Origin of the sequence: Flavobacterium sp. RSSB_23 (assembly GCF_051547145.1) — a bacterium.
In the GTDB taxonomy this organism is placed as follows: Bacteria; Bacteroidota; Bacteroidia; order Flavobacteriales; family Flavobacteriaceae; genus Flavobacterium.
Window position 1 is genome coordinate 57,212 of sequence record NZ_JBPTTO010000002.1, and the last position, 18,414, is coordinate 75,625.

Here is an 18,414-nt window from a genome sequence, read left to right on the forward strand (position 1 = left end):
AAGAGCCAACAGATGTTGGCTCTTTTTGTTTTTAAGTGTAGAACGGATTAAGCGTTCAAAGCTTCTGCTCCACCAACGATTTCTAAAATTTCGCTTGTAATTGCAGCTTGACGGGCTTTGTTATACGTTAACTTCAATTGGTCACGTAATTCTGTAGCATTGTCTGTTGCTTTGTGCATAGCAGTCATACGAGCACCATGTTCTGAAGCGAATGAATCTCTAATTCCTTTATATAATTGCGTTTTCAATGATTTAGGAATCAAAGTCAACACGATTTCTTCTTTTGAAGGCTCAAAAATATAATCTCCAGGAGTAACCGCTTTATCAGCTTTAATTGGTGCTAAAGGCAAAAATTGTTCCGTTTGAACGATTTGAGTAGCAGCGTTTTTAAATTGGTTATAAACCAATTCAATTCTGTCATAATTACCTCCAATAAATTGTTGTGTTAAATTATCAGCAATTGTAGCAACGTTCTCAAAACTTAAGGCATCAAAAACTTTACTCTCGTTACCAACTACTGCAAAACTTTTACCCAAAACATCATTTCCTTTTTTACCAATAGCAAAAACATCCACTTGTTTTCCTGAATAATAGTCTGCACGTACTTTAACTTCCTTGATTACGTTAGAATTAAAAGCTCCACACAAACCACGGTTAGAAGTAATAGCTACCAATAACACTTTTTTGATGTCTCTTTGTGTAGTATACTCACCTCCTACATCACCGTCTAAGGTAGCAGAAAGGTTTTGTAGTAACTCCGTTTGTTTTTCAGCATAAGGACGCATCGCAGTGATGGCATCTTGTGCTTTTTTCAACTTTGCAGCAGAAACCATTTTCATCGCCGATGTAATTTGCATCGTAGATGAAATGGAAACAATTCTATTACGGATTTCCTTTAAATTAGCCATTTAATTGTAGTATTAAGAGTTAAGTATCAAGTATTAAGTACCACGAAATCTTGATACTTAATACTCTTAACTTAGTACTTTTTAGTTATATTTTGCTGAAATTTCTTTTGCTGCTGCTTCAATTACATCTGTAATTTCGTCTGTAAATTTACCAGCTTTAAGCGCATCAAGAGTAGCTCTGTTTTTATTGTTCATGTACTCGATAAAATCTTTTTCGAATTCTTTCACTTTATTTACAGGAACATTTCTCAACAAGTTTTTAGAACCAGCATAAATAATTGCAACTTGGTCTTCAACAGTATAAGGGTCGTTCAAACCTTGTTTCAAGATTTCAACGTTTCTTTTTCCTTTTTCAATTACGTTTAAAGTAACAGCATCCAAATCAGAACCGAATTTAGCAAACGCTTCCAATTCACGGAATTGTGCTTGGTCTAATTTTAAAGTACCCGCTACTTTTTTCATTGATTTAATTTGAGCGTTACCACCCACACGAGATACAGAGATACCTACGTTAATCGCTGGACGAACCCCAGAGTTGAACAAATCTCCATCCAAGAAAATTTGACCATCTGTAATCGAAATTACGTTTGTTGGGATATACGCAGATACGTCACCCGCTTGTGTTTCGATAATTGGTAAAGCTGTTAATGAACCACCACCTTTAACGATTCCTTTTAAAGAATCTGGTAAGTCATTCATATTTTTAGCGATAGAGTCATCAGCAATTACTTTACAAGCTCTTTCTAATAAACGAGAGTGTAAGTAGAATACGTCACCAGGGTAAGCCTCACGTCCTGGAGGTCTTCTTAACAAAAGAGACACCTCACGGTAAGCTACCGCTTGTTTAGATAAGTCATCATAAACAATTAAAGCTGGACGACCTGAATCTCTAAAGTATTCACCAATAGCAGCACCTGCGAAAGGAGCATAAACTTGCATTGGCGCTGGGTCAGAAGCATTAGCTGCAACAATCACTGTATAAGCCATTGCACCTTTTTCTTCTAACATTTTTGCAATTCCAGCAACAGTAGAAGCTTTTTGACCAATAGCAACATAAATACAGAATACAGGTTGACCTGCATCGTAAAATTCTTTTTGATTTAAGATAGTATCGATACAAACTGTTGATTTACCAGTTTGACGGTCACCAATAACCAACTCACGTTGTCCACGTCCTACAGGAATCATAGCATCAACTGCTTTTACACCTGTTTGTAATGGTTCAGTTACTGGCTGACGGAAGATAACTCCAGGAGCTTTTCTTTCTAATGGCATTTCGTATAATTCACCTGTAATTGGTCCTTTACCGTCAATTGGCTGACCTAAAGTGTTTACTACACGTCCTACCATTCCTTCTCCTGTTTTAAGAGAAGCAATACGTTGTGTTCTTTTGGCAGTAGAACCTTCTTTGATTCCAGTTGATGGTCCTAAAAGTACCACCCCTACGTTGTCTTCTTCTAGATTCAAAACGATTGCTTCTAACCCATTTTCAAATTCAACTAACTCACCATATTGAACATTAGATAGCCCGTAAACACGAGCAATACCATCTCCAACATTAAGTACTGTTCCTACTTCTTCTAGTGTAGCACCAGATTCAAAACTTTCAACTTGCTTCTTTAATATTGCTGAAATTTCAGCAGGTTTGATTTCCGCCATCTTACTTTATAATTTAGACACTTAAATGTGTGATAAAACTAGTTACTTAATTCTCTTTTTAAAACTTGCAATTTGTTAGCAACAGAAGCATTGTATTGCTTGTCACCTATTCTTAAAACAAAACCTCCAATAATAGAAGGGTCTATTGTATTTTCAATTTGAATTTTTTTATCTGAAAGGGTTGCAATTTTAGCCAATACTTTAGCTTCTAAAGCTGCATCCATAGCGACAGCAGTTGTTACATTCGCAACTTCTACCCCATTCATACTATCAAATAATTTATTGTATTCTGAAGTAATACCTTCTAGAATTTCGAACCTTTTATTTTCAAATAATAGATGAAACAAACTTTTGGTTACACCATTAACAGAACTAAAAACTTCTAAAAGCGCTTGCTCTTTAACCTCAACTTTTAAAGTTGGATTTTGAATGAAAGTGCTTAATTCCAAATTAGAAGCAATAGTATCACCTATCAACTTCATATCATTGTTTACTGCTTCAGCTACTTGCTTTGCATTGGCAATGTCTAGAATTGCTTTCGAATATCGAATTGCTGCTCTTGTACCTGCCATAATTAGTTCAATTTAACGTCTCCTAACATTTTCTCAACCAATTTAGTTTGAGCTTCTTTGTTAGATAATTCGTCTTTTAATACTTTTTCTGCAATACTCAATGACAAAGTAGAAACTTGTAATTTCAACTCATTCATAGCTGCATTTTTTTCACTTTCGATTGCCGCTTTTGCTTGCTCAATCATTTTTTGACCTTGAGCTTGAGCTTCATTTTTGGCATCAGCAACGATTTTTTCTTTCATTTCACGAGCTTCTTTAAGCATACTGTCACGCTCTAATCTCGCTTCTTGTAAAATACGTTGGTTGTCTGCTTGCAAATCTTGCATTTCTTTTTTTGCATTTTCTGCAGATTCTAAAGCATTTTTGATTCCTTCTTCTCTTTCGTTTACCGCATCAAGAATTGGTTTCCAAGCAAATTTTTTCAACAAAAGGATTAATCCAACAAAAATTACTATTTGCCAAATAAACAAACCAAACGAAAAATCATTTATTAACTTATCCATTTTTATCTCTATTATTTAATTTTAATGTTTTAATTTTAAAACAATAGTCACAACCAACCGTTGTAACTATTGCTTTTTAGTCTTTAATTAAGATGCGAATAACGCAGCGAAACCAATACCTTCAATAAGTGCAGCTGCAATAAGCATAGCTGTTTGGATTTTTCCAGAAGCTTCTGGTTGACGAGCAATAGCGTCCATTGCTGAACCACCAATTTTACCAATACCTAAACCTGCTCCGATTACAATTAATCCTGCTCCTACAATAGTTGGAATTTGCATAATATATATATTAAAAATTAAACATTCAATTTGAGGTTAGAGGTTAGAAATTCGAGGTTAGAAAATTTCTAACTTCACACTTCTAATTTCTAACTTTTAGTGGTGTGCTTCTTCGTGGTGGTGTTCTTCGTTACCAGCTCCAAAATAAAGAGCAGACAACATAGTGAAGATGTACGCTTGAAGAAACGCTACTAATATTTCTAGAATAGAAAGTGCAAATGCCAATCCGAATGACAAAGTACTTCCAATCCAGCTTTTGAAAATAAACATCAACCCAATGATACTCATCAATACTACGTGACCTGCTAAAATGTTAGCATACAAACGTATCATCAATGAAAATGGTTTAATGATTGTTCCTAATAATTCGATTGGTGCTAAGATAAATTTCATTGGGGTAGGTACTCCTGGCATCCAGAAAATGTGTGCCCAATAATTTTTGTTAGCGGTAAATGTTGTAATTAAATACGTCAAGATAGCTAATGAAAAAGTAATCGCAATATTACCTGTTACATTGAATCCAAATGGTGTTAACCCAAGGATATTTAAAAACAATATAAAGAAAAATATAGTCAATAAATAACTCATATACTTTTTGTACCCTTTCTCTCCAATATTTGGAATAGCAATCTCGTCTCTTACATAGATTACTAATGGTTCAAAGAAACGTCCTGCTCCTTTTGCAATTCCTCCATTTTTAGCATATGATTTTGCTAAACTTGAGAACAATACCAACATCAAAATAGCAACAAACAAAATACCAACTACACTTTTAGTAATTGACAAATCTAATGGCTGAACATTTGTTGGATGACCGTGCTCTTCAGTAAGTGTACCTTTAGCATCGGTTTTATAAATTTTTTCGTGGTGTAACTTGTAGAAGTTTCCGTTGTGCTCTGCAACATCAGCTACAGGACCGTGGTGAAATGCAGATGAAGAGAATACTTGCAAACCATTATCCCAAAGAATAATTGGTAATGAGAAACCGTAGTGTTCTCCTGTTTCTTTATTAGCATTAAAATTAAAAGAATGTGAATCTAATAAGTGGTGATTGATGAATTCTTTGATTTCGGTTTTGACATCTTTTGGTTCAGCGTGAGCTCCTTCATGCGCTACAGCTCCTTCATGACCCTCTGCTACTACTTCTACTTTAGTACTATCAACCACAGGGTTTGCAGTGCTAAATAAAGGAAGGCAGGCTACTAAAATTGCTACTAAAAATCGAAGTGGTTTGTTTGAAATCACCATAACAGTTAATTATCTTAATTTATTACGTTTCTGAAATTTGGTGCAAAGGTACATTTTTTATTAATATGCAAAAGAATATAAAAAATAATTTTTTTGCGGATTTGGCTTTTTCAACCCTCTATTTTTGCTTTTCGTTTACTAAGCGAATAGTGAAAAGTGTCTCGATTAGCAAAAAGAGAATAAAAAGTGCAAAAAAGTTTATTTTTTCGGCAGAATTTTGAAGAGTTGCTACTTTTAATATAGGACGTAAAATTAGGTAACAAAAGACCATTTTTATACTCGTTACCAATAGAAAACTCATTCCTACATTATCCAAGCTTTTCCTCTTAACCAATAGCAAAACAAAAACCACTAGTAGTGTAAACAAAGTAAACCAAGCATAAAGTTCTGGCAAGGAATAGATAAAGTTTTGTGTGTTAATTTTTAATACAAAAAACAGCCCTTCGTGTACTCCAAAGGCAATTAAAATGGCTAACAAAAGAGGAATGATTTTTTTAAAAAAAGAGGTATTCATTTATTGATTTTTATTGATTTCATTTACTTGTCGGTACACATTGTACATTGCCAAAAAAACACCAACAATAACTAAAATTTTAACGTAGTACACTTTTGGACTCGGGTGATTTTCATCTAACCAATGCCCTAAGTAAGCAAATAAAAAAATCAATATTCCCATTTGAATAGGGATATTGATTAAGGCTAACCACTTATTGGGTTTTCGTTTATTTGGATTGGGTTCCATCTACTTTGGTGTCTATTATTTTCATTACACAGGTGGCTGTAAAATGAGCACCAGGTTCAATCGCTAACTTTCCTATAACAACCTCTCCTTCAACTGTAGCAGATGCTTTAATGTTAAGTAATTCGTGTACCGTTATTTTTCCATTAAAAACACCTTCGATATCTGCATTTTTACAGACAATGTCGCCAATAACTTTTCCTGAAGGACCAATCACTAATTTCCCATTTGAAGTGAAATTACCAAGTAATTCTCCATCCAGTCTAAAGTCGGCAGGAGAAAAAATATCTCCTTTTATTTGAGTAGCTTCCACTATTCTATTGGTCTTACCCAATAAATCAGTATAGGGTTGTTTGTTTTTTTTGTCGAACATAGTTTAGGGCGTTTTTGGGGCTAAATAGGCGTCTAAATTCTTTTTCATTTGAACAATCTTGTAATTCTCCTCGCTTATAGTAATCGCCTTCTGCACCTCTGAAGGCGAACCTTTTTTATTAAAAATCACCGAGACATCATTGGCATACACTTCTGATTGGAATCCGTGTATACATAAGATTCGTTCTTTGTCGGTATAATTATCACAAGTATAGTATAGATTTTCTATATTTTCTTTGGCCATAAATTCCAAAACTTGCTTTTCGATTGCTCGTTCTTGTTTGTAATCATCGATAGGAATTCTAAAGATAATCTTCCACTTTTTGTTATCTACCGTACTGAAAGCCATTCGTTCCAAAATAGGAATTTGTGTGGTGATAATCTCTTCTGCTTTTTTCCCTTCTTCGGTATTGGCATAGGTGTCTGCAACGTATTGCATCGCTTCTTTGTAGGCTGGCAATCCTTTTGTTTTAGCCAACGCATTCGCCTTGAGCAACTCAAACTTGGCGACAATTTCTTCTCCCGTCAACTGATTAATCATCGTGTTGCAGCGCGCAATTACTGCAGCAAATTTTTCGTCTTTAAACCATTCGTAGCATTCCTTGTATTTGTTCTCTGGAGAATCTTTGTCTTTGGCTCCATCAAAAGTTGGGTCATTTATAATTTTGGCATATCTCGAATCAGGAAATTGAGCCGTAATCGCATTCTTAACGGCTGCGGCTTTGGCTTTATTTGTGATTTCGTATATTTTATACAAATTGTACTGAGTAGGAGGAATCAGTTTTTCATCAGGATGAAAACTTAGTAATTGTTCCAATTTAGTACTTGCCAATTCATACTCTTTGAATTTTTCTTTGTAAACTACACCCAATTGGTAATATCCTGTATTTCTTTCTTTGGTGATGCTGTCAATTGCAGAAGATTGAGCAGGCAATTGATTTAAATAATAAGCCAAAGTGTAACGCGGTTCTTCACTACTTTTCTGAGAGGTCAGCTCCTCATCAACCGTGACTTCTTCTGCTGTATCATTGGCTCCTTTCTTCACATTAGAGAATAACCAATTCTCAACCAAAGCACGATTTCCAAACATTTTTTTGAATTCTAACTTTCCGAAAGCCACCGTTTTTGGGTTATAAAAATAAAAAGTGTTGGTCGCCTCCGCTTGTTGGTTATCACTTGGGGGTAAATAGGCCGCTTTGTTTTGCAAACCTGGGCCTGTCGCTACAGCTCCTGGGTCTGCACTAGAAGCCGTTAAGTTGCGCTCTATATTAGCTAACTTTTGCTTTTGTATTTCTTCTTTAACTAGCTTTATAGAATCTTGCTTTTTAATGGCAACGATATGCTTTTCATAGTAGGCATTTCTTTCAGTAGGAGATAACGCCAAAACATTTAGAATACTATCATTTCTTTTGGTGCTAGTTTCTAATCGAATGGCTTCGTCTAAATCTTTACGCTTTTTTTGAATTTTATAAAATTCTCTTGTTTTGGGATTAAGCTTTACTAAAGTACTATCATAGTATTTGGCTGCCAAAGGATAATTGGTTCCCTTGAAATAAATAGTTCCAATGTTTCTATAATTGGATGCTTCTAAATAAGGGTCTTTAGGCCGTGCTTTTAGAGAAGCTTTATAGAAAATGGTAGCCGAATCTGGTTTTTTATAATTGTCATAAAACAATCCCATATTGTGGTAAATCACATCTAAAAAAGGGCGGTTCTCTCGGTCCTCCATTAGTTCGTTATAAATGGCTACAAAAGCATTGGGGTCACCAGTTTCGTAATCAAATAATTGGGCTTTTCGAGCGTAGGACTGAATAGTATACTCTCTCTTAGCACTGCGATTCATATCAATTACTGCATCGTAGCAAAAAAGCGCGCTGTCTCTTTTTCCTAATTCTTGATACAATTGTCCCAAGATAAAGCGATAACGAGCTCTTTCTTCATTTACTTTAGTATAATCTACCGCGATTTTGAGTTTTGCAACGGCGCTATCTTTTTGTTCTAAATTCAAAAAGGCCTCAGCCAAAAGGGCATTGGCATCTGCAAAAGGTTGGTCTTTGAATTCCTCGTCTTTGAGTAATTTGTTGATATTTTTTACCACTAAAGCATCGTTGCCCAAGCGCATATTGGTTTTTTCGCGCCAAACTTTAGCTTCGTATATTTTATCACTTTCGGGATATTTGTACAAGATATAGTTAAAAGCATCTAAAGCTGGTACAAAACGCTGGTCGTAATAACGCGCTTTCCCAAGCAAAAGATACGCTTCGTCCATTTGATAATTGACCTCTCGCCCACCAATATTCATAGAGTGTTTTTGAATGGCTTTGGTGGCCTTGGTTTCTGCCAATTCAAAATCGGCATTTTTGGGTTTATCTTCAGCTGTTGTACTTTCCGAAAGTTGCATTCTTTCAATGGGTAACAACTCCCAAAAATTATCTTTATTACCCGATGTAAGCCCATTTACACCTTTGTCTAAACCAATTTGACCATTATATAAAATATTATAACGCGTACTCAAGGCGTGCGAATTTCTGGCCAAAAAAGTATTCTTCTTGGTAGAACACGCTATCAAGAAAATGAATAAAAATAAGGGATAAAAAGGCTTACAACCGGTAGTCTTCAATAGGAAACGTTTTATCATTTAACTTGAAAAACATCATTTTAGTATAATGACTGGTAAAAATACGTTTCTTTTTGAAATATTCGAATTTAAACCGCAAAAAACGCTTCTAGCTCGGCTAAAGTCTCAGTTGATGTTTGAATATCTTTCACTACTTCCCCTTTGTTCAAAGCTACAATTCGGTTACAAACTTCAACGGTATGCAACAAATCGTGACTAGAAACTAAAACGGTTACGTCTGGATTTTGAGCCAATTCTTTTATGATTTTTTTTAATCGGTTTACGGTCGTTGGGTCTAAGTTGGCAAAAGGTTCATCTAAAATAACGACCTCGGGATTGCCAATTAAAGTTGCGATAATCCCAACTTTCTTTTGATTTCCTTTAGACAAGTCTCTCAGGTATTTTTTATTCTTTAGGATTTCACCATTAAAAAACTCTTCGTGTTTTGCCAATAAAGCATCAACATCGGCTTTGTTTTGTCCGCGTAAATCACCAATGAAATAAAAGTATTCCTCAGGGGTTAAATACCCAATCAAAAAGCTTTCGTCCAAAAAGGAACCTGTAAAAGGTTTCCAACTTTCGCTGGTATTCACTTGAACACCATTATTAATAACAGCCCCGGTGGTTGGGTGAATTAAATCAAGTAGTAAACTGAAAAAAGTGGTTTTTCCAGCACCATTATTTCCGACCAATCCAAAACTTTCTCCTTTTGGAATTTCTAATTGGTCTATTTTTAAAACGGTGGTTCCGTTGTATGATTTTGAAAGGTTTTGTACTTGTATCATAATGAAAAGTCTGAAGTTAGAAATTAGAGGTTAGAAGGTATTCTTTAAATTAGCTTTTTTGTTTGTAAGCCGCAATGGTTTTGTATTTTTCTCTTTTGTAAATTTTTTCAATTTGAAGGAATACCCAGTTTCTCAAGGCAAAGCCAATAACTCCTGCAAGAGCAACAAAAGCCAAACCTAATTCTTGTCCACCAAAATATTTCCCCAAACCATACAAAAGCAAAGGCAAAACCAATTTAGGAATAGAAAGCAGCATCGTATTGGCATTGAAGGCTTTTTTGTCTCCAAAGGCGCCTTGGCTTTGTGTTAAATCGATTGGCGTTTTCGTAAAAGCACCTCCCAACAAGACCAAATGTGAATTGATTCCAATATTGTAAATCGCGCCAGCCACAATGGTCAAATATACTTGCCACCCAAAATAAAGATAGAAACTAGCCAAAATCGTAGAAGCAAAAGTTGCTATTACAATTAACCACCATTTGGAATTCAAATAGCCACGATACGGAATATTTTGCGTCATCATTAATTGATAATACGAACTATCCCAACTCGGTACAAACTGACCAAATGTGAACAAAAAGCCACCCGAAACAAAAATCCCTGCAAATATGTACATCACTTGAGGCTGTGTTGGATTGCCAAAGAAAATCAATCCATAAAACAAAAACAGCACACTCATAAGAACCGTTGTTTTAGAACGTTTGTTTCTTTTGATTAACTTGATGTCGTTCTTTAAAAAGGTACCCAAAGTTCCAAATTGATTCAACCAAGTAAAATCTTCGGTTTTAGCGATTTCACCTTTTACTGCCAAACCAGCATCGAGATATAATTCGTTTTTGAAATAAACAAAGGTGTAATAGTACAATAATCCTAAGATTACTAATGGGATAAGAAACAGTCCTACAGTATGAAATAAAGCCTCAAAAAAAGGAGCACTGTATAGCGTTACATCAAAATAACCGTAATATTGTAATCCACCAAGCACTGCAAGAATCGCAAGAAAAATACCAAATAATTGGTCTTTATTACTCAATATAATATTCAAAAAATTATTGATGTACACCAAGGCAAAAACACCCAAATGCCAATACACTACAGATGCCACATCATACCCTTCATAAATCAAAACGACACTCAAAGGAATAAAAAGAAAAGCGTGCAAAATATTGAAAAAAGATAAGGCTGTCTTTCCTAAAGAAAAATGCACAATCGTAGGTCTCTTAATCGGTAACACTAGTAAAGGACGAATATTGAGCACAGGGATTTTTTGAAGCATTAATCGAAAGGCCAAATCAAACAGAAAATAGTAGACCAAAAATTTATTAATCGTTACTAATGGGTCTAAATTCATTTTCTTAAGGGCGTAAAAACTCCCAATTCCTAGCACTAAAAACAACAAGGTAAAATAAGCAATCAAAAAGCCCATTAAAATTCGCATCGCCAAGCTCGTTCCAAAGGAAGCTGAACGCAAAAAGGCTTTCCACTCGAGGTAAATAAAACGTAAAAACATAGTTATTTGGGTTTAGTTGAAGAGTAAGTAAACAAAAGATATAAAACGTTACAAATTAGCCAAAGAATATTCTGGATAGGTTTGTAAAAGGTATTTTTTAGACTGTGACGGAATTTCAAAAAAGATAACATACATCAAAATAGTCATCAGTACCAAAAAGAAACTGGCGAAACCTAAAACATAGGTGTTATCCAAATAATGTTCTGCCCGATTAAAGAGTTGTAAAAAGATATTTAGCGGCAAAACAATCGCGCCTGCAAAAGTCCCATATTGGTTTAAAATATCTTCAAACAACCAACGTTTTTCTTGATTCTGAATTTGTTTTTTGCGTTTCAACCGATTTGAAATCATTCCATAAAAAGCAAAAACAACCAATAACCCATAGAAAAGCAACACCCAATCGCCGTTGTACTGACTTGCTTTTAGTAACAAAAACAGTAAGCCCGTGGCGCCAATTGTTCCCATAATTTTGGGCAGCGTAAAAAAAGTCTTTACGATAGCCCAAACAATCTGATTGTATTTTTTTTGCAAAAATCGTTGTTTACCTTCCACCACATCCATAAAGCCAAAAACGCCAAATTTTTTGAATTCGTTTTGTAAGGCTTGGTCAAACGTAAGCTTGGGATTTTCTTGCCATTGTTCCTCAATAGCATTGGCCAAATGATCTACTAATTCCGTTTGGAGATCATACCATTCTACATAATGTTGGCGTGTGAATGTATATAATTGGTCTATTTGTTCGGTGGTTAGTTTCATAGTAAATAATTAAATTCGGTTGGTTTTAAATTTCTGAATAGTAGCAAAAGCGTAACGACTGTAGGCAAAAAACAAGGTTATGCTTATTGAAAGAGTTATAGCGTTTCCTTTAAAACCATCAAACCAACCATTGAGCATAGCACTTAAAAAATAAATTGTCATCAAAGCGTAATTCAAATACTCTAATCGCAAATAGTGTTTTTTCATTACCAAAGAGAAGTACATTCTTTGCGTTAATCCTAAACACAAAATCAAAAAATAACAGGCGTAATGAATTCCTTGAAGCGATAAAATCGAATCAAAATACCCCATTAAAAAAAGCAACATACCACCAAAAATTAAGGTTATCGGATGCCATAATGTGGGACAAAAACTAACAATAGCTTCTTTGAAATAAGCAAAAGTTGCATTATTTCTTTGCAATAACTGTTGTTTATTGACTGCCATAAACGCTTTAAAAGCTTCATAAAAATCCAGCGCTTCGTCTTGCATTTTATGCTCTACAGCTGTAGCGATATGGTCCGTTAATTCGGAACGCACATCAACATAACGCACTTTAGAACCTTGTAAATAATCATCAATAAATCTTATTTGTTCTTGATTTAAAACTACCATAACGCACTAAAATTCTAATTTTGGATTCACTAAACTTTGCATATTTCGGATAAAATCTTCCAATTCTGCCAATCGATTAACGGTTTCTGTGGTTCCTTTTTCGGTGAGTTTATAATACTTTCTCAAGCGGTTGTCTACTCGTTCTATCTCTACATCAAGTAATCCTTCCGCTTCCAATTTATGCAACGCTGGATACAAAGCGCCCTCTGTAATGGTCAATTCCCCTTGCGTTAACGCCTTTACTTTCTGGGTAATTTCGTACCCATACATTTTGCCATTCTCTTCCAACAACTTCATAATAATGGTGTTGAGACTGCCTTTGTATAACTGTGAGTTTTTCATATTTTGAAGGATTAGAAAATCTGTTTTTGAAATTCAAATATACATAAGATTCTTATACATAACAAAATTAGGTATAAAAATTTTAATCGGTTGCGCTATCCAAGTTATGGTCTTTGCTATCTTTGTAAAAAAAATCAAATTATGCCTTCCTTTTTAAAACTCCTCATCAAAGAAGTAAAACGCGAAACCAAAGACGCCGTTTCTATACTTTTTAATGTCCCAGAAGAACTTAAATCCAATTATACTTTTACCGCAGGACAATACCTTAACTTGCGTTTAACCCTAGACAATCAAGAGATTCGTAGAGCCTATTCTATTTGTTCTGCTCCTGAAAGTGGCGAGTTGCGTATTGCCGTAAAAGCGGTAAAAAATGGACTGTTTTCTCAATTTGCTACTAGCCGATTAAAAGCGGGAGACGTACTCGAAGTAGGACAACCTGAGGGGAAATTCACCTTCACTCCCGATGCCGAGCGTCAAAGAAACTACGCCGCTTTTGTAGCAGGTAGCGGAATCACTCCTGTAATTTCTATCTTAAAATCGGTATTAAAAAGCGAACCAAAAAGTTCTTTTGTATTGGTTTACGGTAATAAAACTCCTGAAGAAACCATCTTTTATCAAGAATTACACGACTTGCAATTGCAATATGTTGGACGTCTTTTCGTACATTACGTTTACAGCAAAGTACACGCTGGAGAAGGCTTTTTTGGACGAATTGACAAATCGGTTGTGAACGCTGTGCTTACGCAAAAACACGCCGCTTTGAATTTTGACAAGTACTTTTTGTGCGGTCCAGAAGAAATGATTACAACCGTTTCTACTATCTTAAAAGAGAAAAATGTAAAAGAATCAGCTATTAAATTTGAATTGTTTACTTCTTCTACGCAAGAAAAAACAATTTCTGCAGCTGTAGATGGTCACACTACTATTACCGTATTGGTAGACGACGAAGAAACTACTTTCGAAATGTCGGCCAAACAAACCCTACTCGAAGCGACTCTTAAACAGGGTATCGATGCTCCTTATTCTTGCCAGGGTGGAATTTGCAGCAGCTGTTTATGTCGAATCACAGAAGGTACTGCCGAAATGAAGAAAAATTCAATTCTTTCTGATGATGAAATTGCCGAAGGTTTGATTCTAAGTTGCCAAGCTTATCCAACTTCTTCAACACTTCGTGTGGATTTTGATGATGTGTAATAGATAGTATTCAGTGGTCAGTCCTTGGTCGTCAGTCGCTATTGTGAATACTATTATTGATTGTTGGAATTGAAATTAGCCGCGTTTTATGAAATCGATACGTGAAATTTTTAAAAACAAAGACTATCTTTTGGACGAACCTGAAGTGGTAGAATTGATGGACTATTGCGAGGCCTTGCAAGATGAAATTGTGGAATTCAAATTTCAACAAGCCAAGAACAAAGAATTGGCAATGCTCGATATGCTGAAAGAAGTGCTCAAAGGCTGCAACGCTATCGAAAAAGAACAAATGGAACACGAGCGTTTTGGTTACGAAGCTCCGAATTATCAAGCTACAATTTCGAATTTGAAAAGGTATATCCTAGAACGCTGTCGAGACGAAAAGATTTATTTATGATGAAATTCCAAATTCATCAAATCACAATAAAAAAATTCCAAATTCCAAGAACTATAACTTCTGGGATTTGGAATTTTTATTACTGATTACTATAAAAAAGCATTCCACAAGAATATGTTTTTTTGCCTTTTGTTTTCTTCTTTATCCTCACCATAGGTAAACCATTCCTTTGTTTTCTCTTCCATCAACGATTTTAAACCTATCACGTCATATGTTTTTTTGGCTGCAATGGGCTTTATAATAGTAGAATCTTTAACTGAAACATCTACTTTAGTAGCTACATAAGAAGTATATAACCTTGGAATAGTAAGCCCCAAAATCATACCTGGCAAACCACTTATTGAAACTGGACCACCAGAAATCGTAATTTCATCAGTGTAAAATGCAAATACATAGACGTCATCAAATATTTTACCAACCGCTTTTCTGCAATTATATCCCGCAATTTCTCGGTTTTCGTTCGTAATCTTCCATTCAATTTTTGGAATACTATCAGATACAACAAAATTAGTTCCTATAATTTGCTTTTGCATATTGAATATTCCTAAATTAAAATCAAAATACCAGCTGTTTTCTTCATCTGAATCTTTAAGGTATTTTGGAATTCTTGTTTTTGGACTCCATCTATCAAATTTAAATACACTTTTATTATCGGCAAAAGTGTAGTTGAAATAAGAAATTTTAAGGTCCGAAAGATTGTCCTTCATCATCTCATCCCAGCTATCGTTGCTCATCGTCTTTTTTAGATTGGTATTTACTTCGTATTCAATTACAGCTTTATCTACAAATTGCTGAGCAGTTGATGTTATTGTAAAAAAGAGTGCCGTTATAAAAAAAAGTATTGTTTTCATTGTTTTTAAGTTGTGAGTTAAGATTACAGATGATAGAATTTTTATTAAAATTTCTGTTTATTATAACCTAATTAGCCTTTAGTCTATTTTTTTTCTGTTTCACCTTTATTTTTAAAATTCCAGGTAAAACCTATCATAGCATATCTTTTTAGCCTATCGTTTTGTTCCTGACTAATGGTGTTTCCGGAAATATTTCTTTGTATGCCTATGTTTTGATTCAAAATATCGCGTACCATAAAATAGGCCGTAAATTCGTCGTTTTTAAAAGTACGTTGTAATCTAGCATTCCACAATTGATTGGTTAGATTGTCTTGAAAATCAACCGTTTTTTGTCTTGTATTTAAACTATAATCTGTAGATAGTTTCCATTTTTCTGCAAAATAAATACCCATATCTAAGCTCAAAGTATTAGTGTTAAACGATTTGATTTCATTGTTTTGAGTAGTACTGTTGCGATTATATGTAAACCTATTACTTAAGTTTATATCATATTTCTTTTGTTTGGACTTACTTAAATAAACCGAAAATCCAGTGTTTAAATTCTCAGAACTACCCATTATAGTATTAATACTAAGTGCTGATTTAATATAACCAAAAAATGGACTGAAATCAGCTCTTACATCTAGTTTCTTGATTTTTAATCCGTATCCTAAATAAAAATTTCCTGAGAAATTTCCATTGGTATTAATAGGTTTAGAAATGGTTTTAGCTGATTCTGGATCTATTATACTACTATAGATAATGGCATTAGTGGTTGTGTTAAAATAAATTCCTTGATAGAATTGAGTTTCCGTCAACATATCGTAACTACTCTGAAAAATTTCTATTCTATTATTAAAAGATTGTTTTAAATCTGGATTCCCTAACGTTTGATTAAAAAAATCTTGATTATTTCTTAATGGTTGTAATTGATCTAGAGTAGGCTGAATGGTTCTCCCATAATAATTAACCCTTAAGTTGCTATTGCTTTTATACTTGTAGGAGAAACTTGCCGATGGAAAAAAGTTAGTGTAGCTGCGTTTGTATTCTTTATTCATTGTTTTATCCAACAAATCAAAAGAAGTAAAACCAAAACCACTTCCTATACTATAATTGATTTTTTTTGCATTGTAACTCAATTTTAAATTGGGTCTGTGCGTAATTATTGCTTGGTCAAATTCATTTGACAATGAAGCTACCAATTGATCGTACTGTCCTGTGTTTGCTGAATAATCATAAGTAAAATAGTTGTTTTTACCTTTATCAAAAGCAATTTGATAAGCAAACTGAAGTGAAAATTGTTTAGCAATAGGTTCAGAATAACTAAAACTAGCTGAAAAGTTTTTAGTTGTTTTATCTCCTATTTTATTTTGATCTACTTCATTTTTTGTGTCAAAAACACCATTCACATAACTCTCATTAGAGGACTTTAAAAAATTATTTGAGTTGGTATTCATCATATTCCAACTACTATTTACAGTAAAAGTACGACGCGGTTTAGCAAATTTATGTTTAAACAAAACACTAGCAAACAAAACTGCCTTATCTGAATTTGTGGTAAAAGCTCGCTGTTGTTTATTTTTCAATATTCCATCACTTCCTGTTGTTGTACCGTTTGTAAATTCATCACTTTCTGTATCATAAAAATTTGAGTTCGCTGTAATTTTCAAGGAGTTTACTGAATCTAATTTTACATCATAAATAGCTTTGAGTTTAAAATTACTTCGATTTACATTTGTCACTGTCGTCTCATCTACGTTCAATTGCGTATCTCCAACTTGTGATTGAGAAAGTCTACTACTATTATTAGTATAAATTTGCTTATTGAATTTTGGAGATACATTCAAATTTTGTTTTTCATTCCACTTATTAGAGTATTGTAATCCTGCATTGGTGTTCTTGATAAATCCATTTTGAGTATCTACGTATGGTTCACCATCGTTATTATCGCCTATCCATTCATAATTTACATTTCCATCATCATCCATATTCATACTGAAACTGTCATCGCGAGATCCAAATTTCTCACTATCCTCCCAACCCAGTCCATCTTGACCTGTATTTCCGTTTAATAAAAATGCAGATAGTTTTCTTTTGCCTTTAAAACTACTAAACATAAGATTAGTATTGTATCGGGAATCAGCATCTGTAAAAGGTTCGTTGGCTCCGTCAATTTTACCAAAATATCCTTTCTTCCTATCTTCTTTTAATTTTAAATTAATTGTTTTTTTAGTGTTACCATCGTCTATTCCTGTAAATTCGGCTTGATCACTTTTCTTATCAAAAACTTGTACTTCTTTTACTGCATCGGCTCGTAAGTTTTTTACCGCCATACCTGGGTCATCTCCAAAAAATTCTTCACCATCTACCAAAACTTTTTGCACCGTCTCACCCATAGCTTTTATGGTTCCATTTTTATCTACTTGTATTCCAGGTAATTTTTTTAAAAGTTCTTCTACATTTGCGTTTTCACTAACAACAAAATCACTTGCTCTGTAACTGGTAGTATCCCCTTTGATTTTAATCGAACCTGTTTTGATAACCACTTCGCGGAGCAGTTCTATCTTGCTTTTCAAAGCAATTGTTTCCAATTTATTTTCGTTTTCCTTAATAATTATAGGATCTATATAATCGGCATATTGATAATGTGAAGTCATCAGGATATAGTTTCCTGCTTTTACATTTTTAAAATTAAAATTTCCCTTTTTATCGGAACGGGTAAACTTATATAAAATAGAATCTACTGGAGTTAATAAAGCAACAACTGAATTGTAAACGGGTGCTTTTTCATTTCCATCGGTTAGAGTACCCGAGAGATGTGCTTGTTGAGAAAAGACTGGAAATGAACATAAAAACAAAATTGTAATTAATCCTGTAATTCTTTGCATAAATAGTTTCTGTTTAATTGTATTAAAATTTCACGATAACAAAGCATCTCAAAAAATACTCTATTCTCTTAGATTTTACTCTTACTTGTAAGAGCAAACTCACAGGGAGCCAAAGTAGTATTTTTAATACGAATTAATTAAAAGCTATTAGTTAAAAAATTGATAAAATTATTCTTTCAATAAAAACACTAAGGAAATAT

19 protein-coding genes are annotated in these 18,414 nt (G+C 34.1%); 2 read left to right on the top strand and 17 right to left on the bottom strand.

Annotated features, from left to right (window positions below):
* Positions 1 to 47: 47 nt before the first annotated feature.
* The 15 genes from atpG to ACSVH9_RS03835 form a co-directional block, all read right to left on the bottom strand.
* Positions 48 to 908: an ATP synthase F1 subunit gamma gene (atpG, locus tag ACSVH9_RS03765; protein WP_438062555.1), complete on the bottom strand. Its 861-nt coding sequence runs from the start codon at positions 906 to 908 to the stop codon at positions 48 to 50.
* A gap of 81 nt (positions 909 to 989) precedes the next feature.
* On the bottom strand, positions 990 to 2,567 hold the full coding sequence (atpA, locus tag ACSVH9_RS03770) for a F0F1 ATP synthase subunit alpha (protein ID WP_159689034.1): 1,578 nt from the start codon (positions 2,565 to 2,567) through the stop codon (positions 990 to 992).
* Between the two features lie 38 nt (positions 2,568 to 2,605).
* Positions 2,606 to 3,139: an ATP synthase F1 subunit delta gene (atpH, locus tag ACSVH9_RS03775; RefSeq protein ID WP_438062556.1), complete on the bottom strand. Its 534-nt coding sequence runs from the start codon at positions 3,137 to 3,139 to the stop codon at positions 2,606 to 2,608.
* A 2-nt stretch (positions 3,140 to 3,141) separates the two neighbouring features.
* Positions 3,142 to 3,642 carry a F0F1 ATP synthase subunit B gene (locus ACSVH9_RS03780; protein WP_159689028.1) on the bottom strand — a complete coding sequence of 167 codons (501 nt, stop codon included), beginning with the start codon at positions 3,640 to 3,642 and terminating at the stop codon, positions 3,142 to 3,144.
* An 87-nt stretch (positions 3,643 to 3,729) separates the two neighbouring features.
* Positions 3,730 to 3,921: an ATP synthase F0 subunit C gene (gene atpE, locus ACSVH9_RS03785; RefSeq protein ID WP_078212011.1), complete on the bottom strand. Its 192-nt coding sequence runs from the start codon at positions 3,919 to 3,921 to the stop codon at positions 3,730 to 3,732.
* A gap of 96 nt (positions 3,922 to 4,017) precedes the next feature.
* Entirely contained in the window at positions 4,018 to 5,169 is a 1,152-nt protein-coding gene (gene atpB, locus ACSVH9_RS03790; protein WP_438062557.1) for a F0F1 ATP synthase subunit A, read from the bottom strand.
* A gap of 118 nt (positions 5,170 to 5,287) precedes the next feature.
* Positions 5,288 to 5,683, bottom strand: a complete 396-nt coding sequence (locus ACSVH9_RS03795) for a hypothetical protein (protein ID WP_438062558.1) — start codon at positions 5,681 to 5,683, stop codon at positions 5,288 to 5,290.
* Positions 5,684 to 5,911, bottom strand: a complete 228-nt coding sequence (locus ACSVH9_RS03800) for an AtpZ/AtpI family protein (protein ID WP_438062559.1) — start codon at positions 5,909 to 5,911, stop codon at positions 5,684 to 5,686. It lies immediately after the preceding gene.
* Positions 5,892 to 6,281, bottom strand: a complete 390-nt coding sequence (locus ACSVH9_RS03805) for a bactofilin family protein (protein WP_438062560.1) — start codon at positions 6,279 to 6,281, stop codon at positions 5,892 to 5,894. Before ACSVH9_RS03805 ends, ACSVH9_RS03800 begins: the two co-directional genes overlap by 20 nt.
* 3 nt (positions 6,282 to 6,284) lie before the next feature.
* On the bottom strand, positions 6,285 to 8,900 hold the full coding sequence (locus tag ACSVH9_RS03810) for a tetratricopeptide repeat protein (protein ID WP_438062561.1): 2,616 nt from the start codon (positions 8,898 to 8,900) through the stop codon (positions 6,285 to 6,287).
* Between the two features lie 86 nt (positions 8,901 to 8,986).
* Complete coding sequence (locus tag ACSVH9_RS03815) at positions 8,987 to 9,682, bottom strand: ABC transporter ATP-binding protein (RefSeq protein WP_024980566.1); 696 nt, start codon at positions 9,680 to 9,682, stop codon at positions 8,987 to 8,989.
* Between the two features lie 49 nt (positions 9,683 to 9,731).
* Positions 9,732 to 11,192, bottom strand: a complete 1,461-nt coding sequence (locus tag ACSVH9_RS03820; protein WP_438062562.1) for a DUF5687 family protein — start codon at positions 11,190 to 11,192, stop codon at positions 9,732 to 9,734.
* 48 nt (positions 11,193 to 11,240) lie between these two features.
* Positions 11,241 to 11,948 (bottom strand): hypothetical protein, encoded by a 708-nt coding sequence (locus ACSVH9_RS03825; RefSeq protein ID WP_438062563.1) that lies wholly within the window; start codon positions 11,946 to 11,948, stop codon positions 11,241 to 11,243.
* A gap of 9 nt (positions 11,949 to 11,957) precedes the next feature.
* Entirely contained in the window at positions 11,958 to 12,563 is a 606-nt protein-coding gene (locus tag ACSVH9_RS03830) for a hypothetical protein (protein ID WP_438062564.1), read from the bottom strand.
* Between the two features lie 6 nt (positions 12,564 to 12,569).
* Complete coding sequence (locus ACSVH9_RS03835; protein ID WP_024980561.1) at positions 12,570 to 12,905, bottom strand: PadR family transcriptional regulator; 336 nt, start codon at positions 12,903 to 12,905, stop codon at positions 12,570 to 12,572.
* A 141-nt stretch (positions 12,906 to 13,046) separates the two neighbouring features.
* Between ACSVH9_RS03835 and ACSVH9_RS03840 the strand changes: the two genes are divergently transcribed.
* Both ACSVH9_RS03840 and ACSVH9_RS03845 read left to right on the top strand, forming a co-directional pair.
* The gene (locus tag ACSVH9_RS03840) at positions 13,047 to 14,099 is read left to right on the top strand and encodes a 2Fe-2S iron-sulfur cluster-binding protein (RefSeq protein WP_438062565.1); all 1,053 of its coding nucleotides are present in this window, start codon (positions 13,047 to 13,049) and stop codon (positions 14,097 to 14,099) included.
* A gap of 88 nt (positions 14,100 to 14,187) precedes the next feature.
* Positions 14,188 to 14,496: a hypothetical protein gene (locus tag ACSVH9_RS03845; protein WP_438062566.1), complete on the top strand. Its 309-nt coding sequence runs from the start codon at positions 14,188 to 14,190 to the stop codon at positions 14,494 to 14,496.
* An 89-nt stretch (positions 14,497 to 14,585) separates the two neighbouring features.
* Here ACSVH9_RS03845 and ACSVH9_RS03850 read toward each other — a convergent pair whose 3' ends face one another.
* The gene (locus tag ACSVH9_RS03850) at positions 14,586 to 15,347 is read right to left on the bottom strand and encodes a GLPGLI family protein (protein WP_438062567.1); all 762 of its coding nucleotides are present in this window, start codon (positions 15,345 to 15,347) and stop codon (positions 14,586 to 14,588) included.
* Positions 15,348 to 15,430: 83 nt separating this feature from the next.
* Positions 15,431 to 18,214, bottom strand: a complete 2,784-nt coding sequence (locus ACSVH9_RS03855) for an outer membrane beta-barrel protein (RefSeq protein ID WP_438062568.1) — start codon at positions 18,212 to 18,214, stop codon at positions 15,431 to 15,433.
* Positions 18,215 to 18,414: the final 200 nt, after the last annotated feature.

Excerpts from the sequence above, each read along its gene's own strand:
- atpG (WP_438062555.1), bottom strand. The coding sequence starts at position 908 with ATGGCTAATTTAAAGGAAATCCGTAATAGAATTGTTTCCATTTCATCT.
- atpA (WP_159689034.1), bottom strand. The coding sequence starts at position 2,567 with ATGGCGGAAATCAAACCTGCTGAAATTTCAGCAATATTAAAGAAGCAA.
- atpH (WP_438062556.1), bottom strand. The coding sequence starts at position 3,139 with ATGGCAGGTACAAGAGCAGCAATTCGATATTCGAAAGCAATTCTAGAC.
- ACSVH9_RS03780 (WP_159689028.1), bottom strand. The coding sequence starts at position 3,642 with ATGGATAAGTTAATAAATGATTTTTCGTTTGGTTTGTTTATTTGGCAA.
- atpE (WP_078212011.1), bottom strand. The coding sequence starts at position 3,921 with ATGCAAATTCCAACTATTGTAGGAGCAGGATTAATTGTAATCGGAGCA.
- atpB (WP_438062557.1), bottom strand. The coding sequence starts at position 5,169 with ATGGTGATTTCAAACAAACCACTTCGATTTTTAGTAGCAATTTTAGTA.
- ACSVH9_RS03795 (WP_438062558.1), bottom strand. The coding sequence starts at position 5,683 with ATGAATACCTCTTTTTTTAAAAAAATCATTCCTCTTTTGTTAGCCATT.
- ACSVH9_RS03800 (WP_438062559.1), bottom strand. The coding sequence starts at position 5,911 with ATGGAACCCAATCCAAATAAACGAAAACCCAATAAGTGGTTAGCCTTA.
- ACSVH9_RS03805 (WP_438062560.1), bottom strand. The coding sequence starts at position 6,281 with ATGTTCGACAAAAAAAACAAACAACCCTATACTGATTTATTGGGTAAG.
- ACSVH9_RS03815 (WP_024980566.1), bottom strand. The coding sequence starts at position 9,682 with ATGATACAAGTACAAAACCTTTCAAAATCATACAACGGAACCACCGTT.
- ACSVH9_RS03820 (WP_438062562.1), bottom strand. The coding sequence starts at position 11,192 with ATGTTTTTACGTTTTATTTACCTCGAGTGGAAAGCCTTTTTGCGTTCA.
- ACSVH9_RS03825 (WP_438062563.1), bottom strand. The coding sequence starts at position 11,948 with ATGAAACTAACCACCGAACAAATAGACCAATTATATACATTCACACGC.
- ACSVH9_RS03830 (WP_438062564.1), bottom strand. The coding sequence starts at position 12,563 with ATGGTAGTTTTAAATCAAGAACAAATAAGATTTATTGATGATTATTTA.
- ACSVH9_RS03835 (WP_024980561.1), bottom strand. The coding sequence starts at position 12,905 with ATGAAAAACTCACAGTTATACAAAGGCAGTCTCAACACCATTATTATG.
- ACSVH9_RS03840 (WP_438062565.1), top strand. The coding sequence starts at position 13,047 with ATGCCTTCCTTTTTAAAACTCCTCATCAAAGAAGTAAAACGCGAAACC.
- ACSVH9_RS03845 (WP_438062566.1), top strand. The coding sequence starts at position 14,188 with ATGAAATCGATACGTGAAATTTTTAAAAACAAAGACTATCTTTTGGAC.
- ACSVH9_RS03850 (WP_438062567.1), bottom strand. The coding sequence starts at position 15,347 with ATGAAAACAATACTTTTTTTTATAACGGCACTCTTTTTTACAATAACA.
- ACSVH9_RS03855 (WP_438062568.1), bottom strand. The coding sequence starts at position 18,214 with ATGCAAAGAATTACAGGATTAATTACAATTTTGTTTTTATGTTCATTT.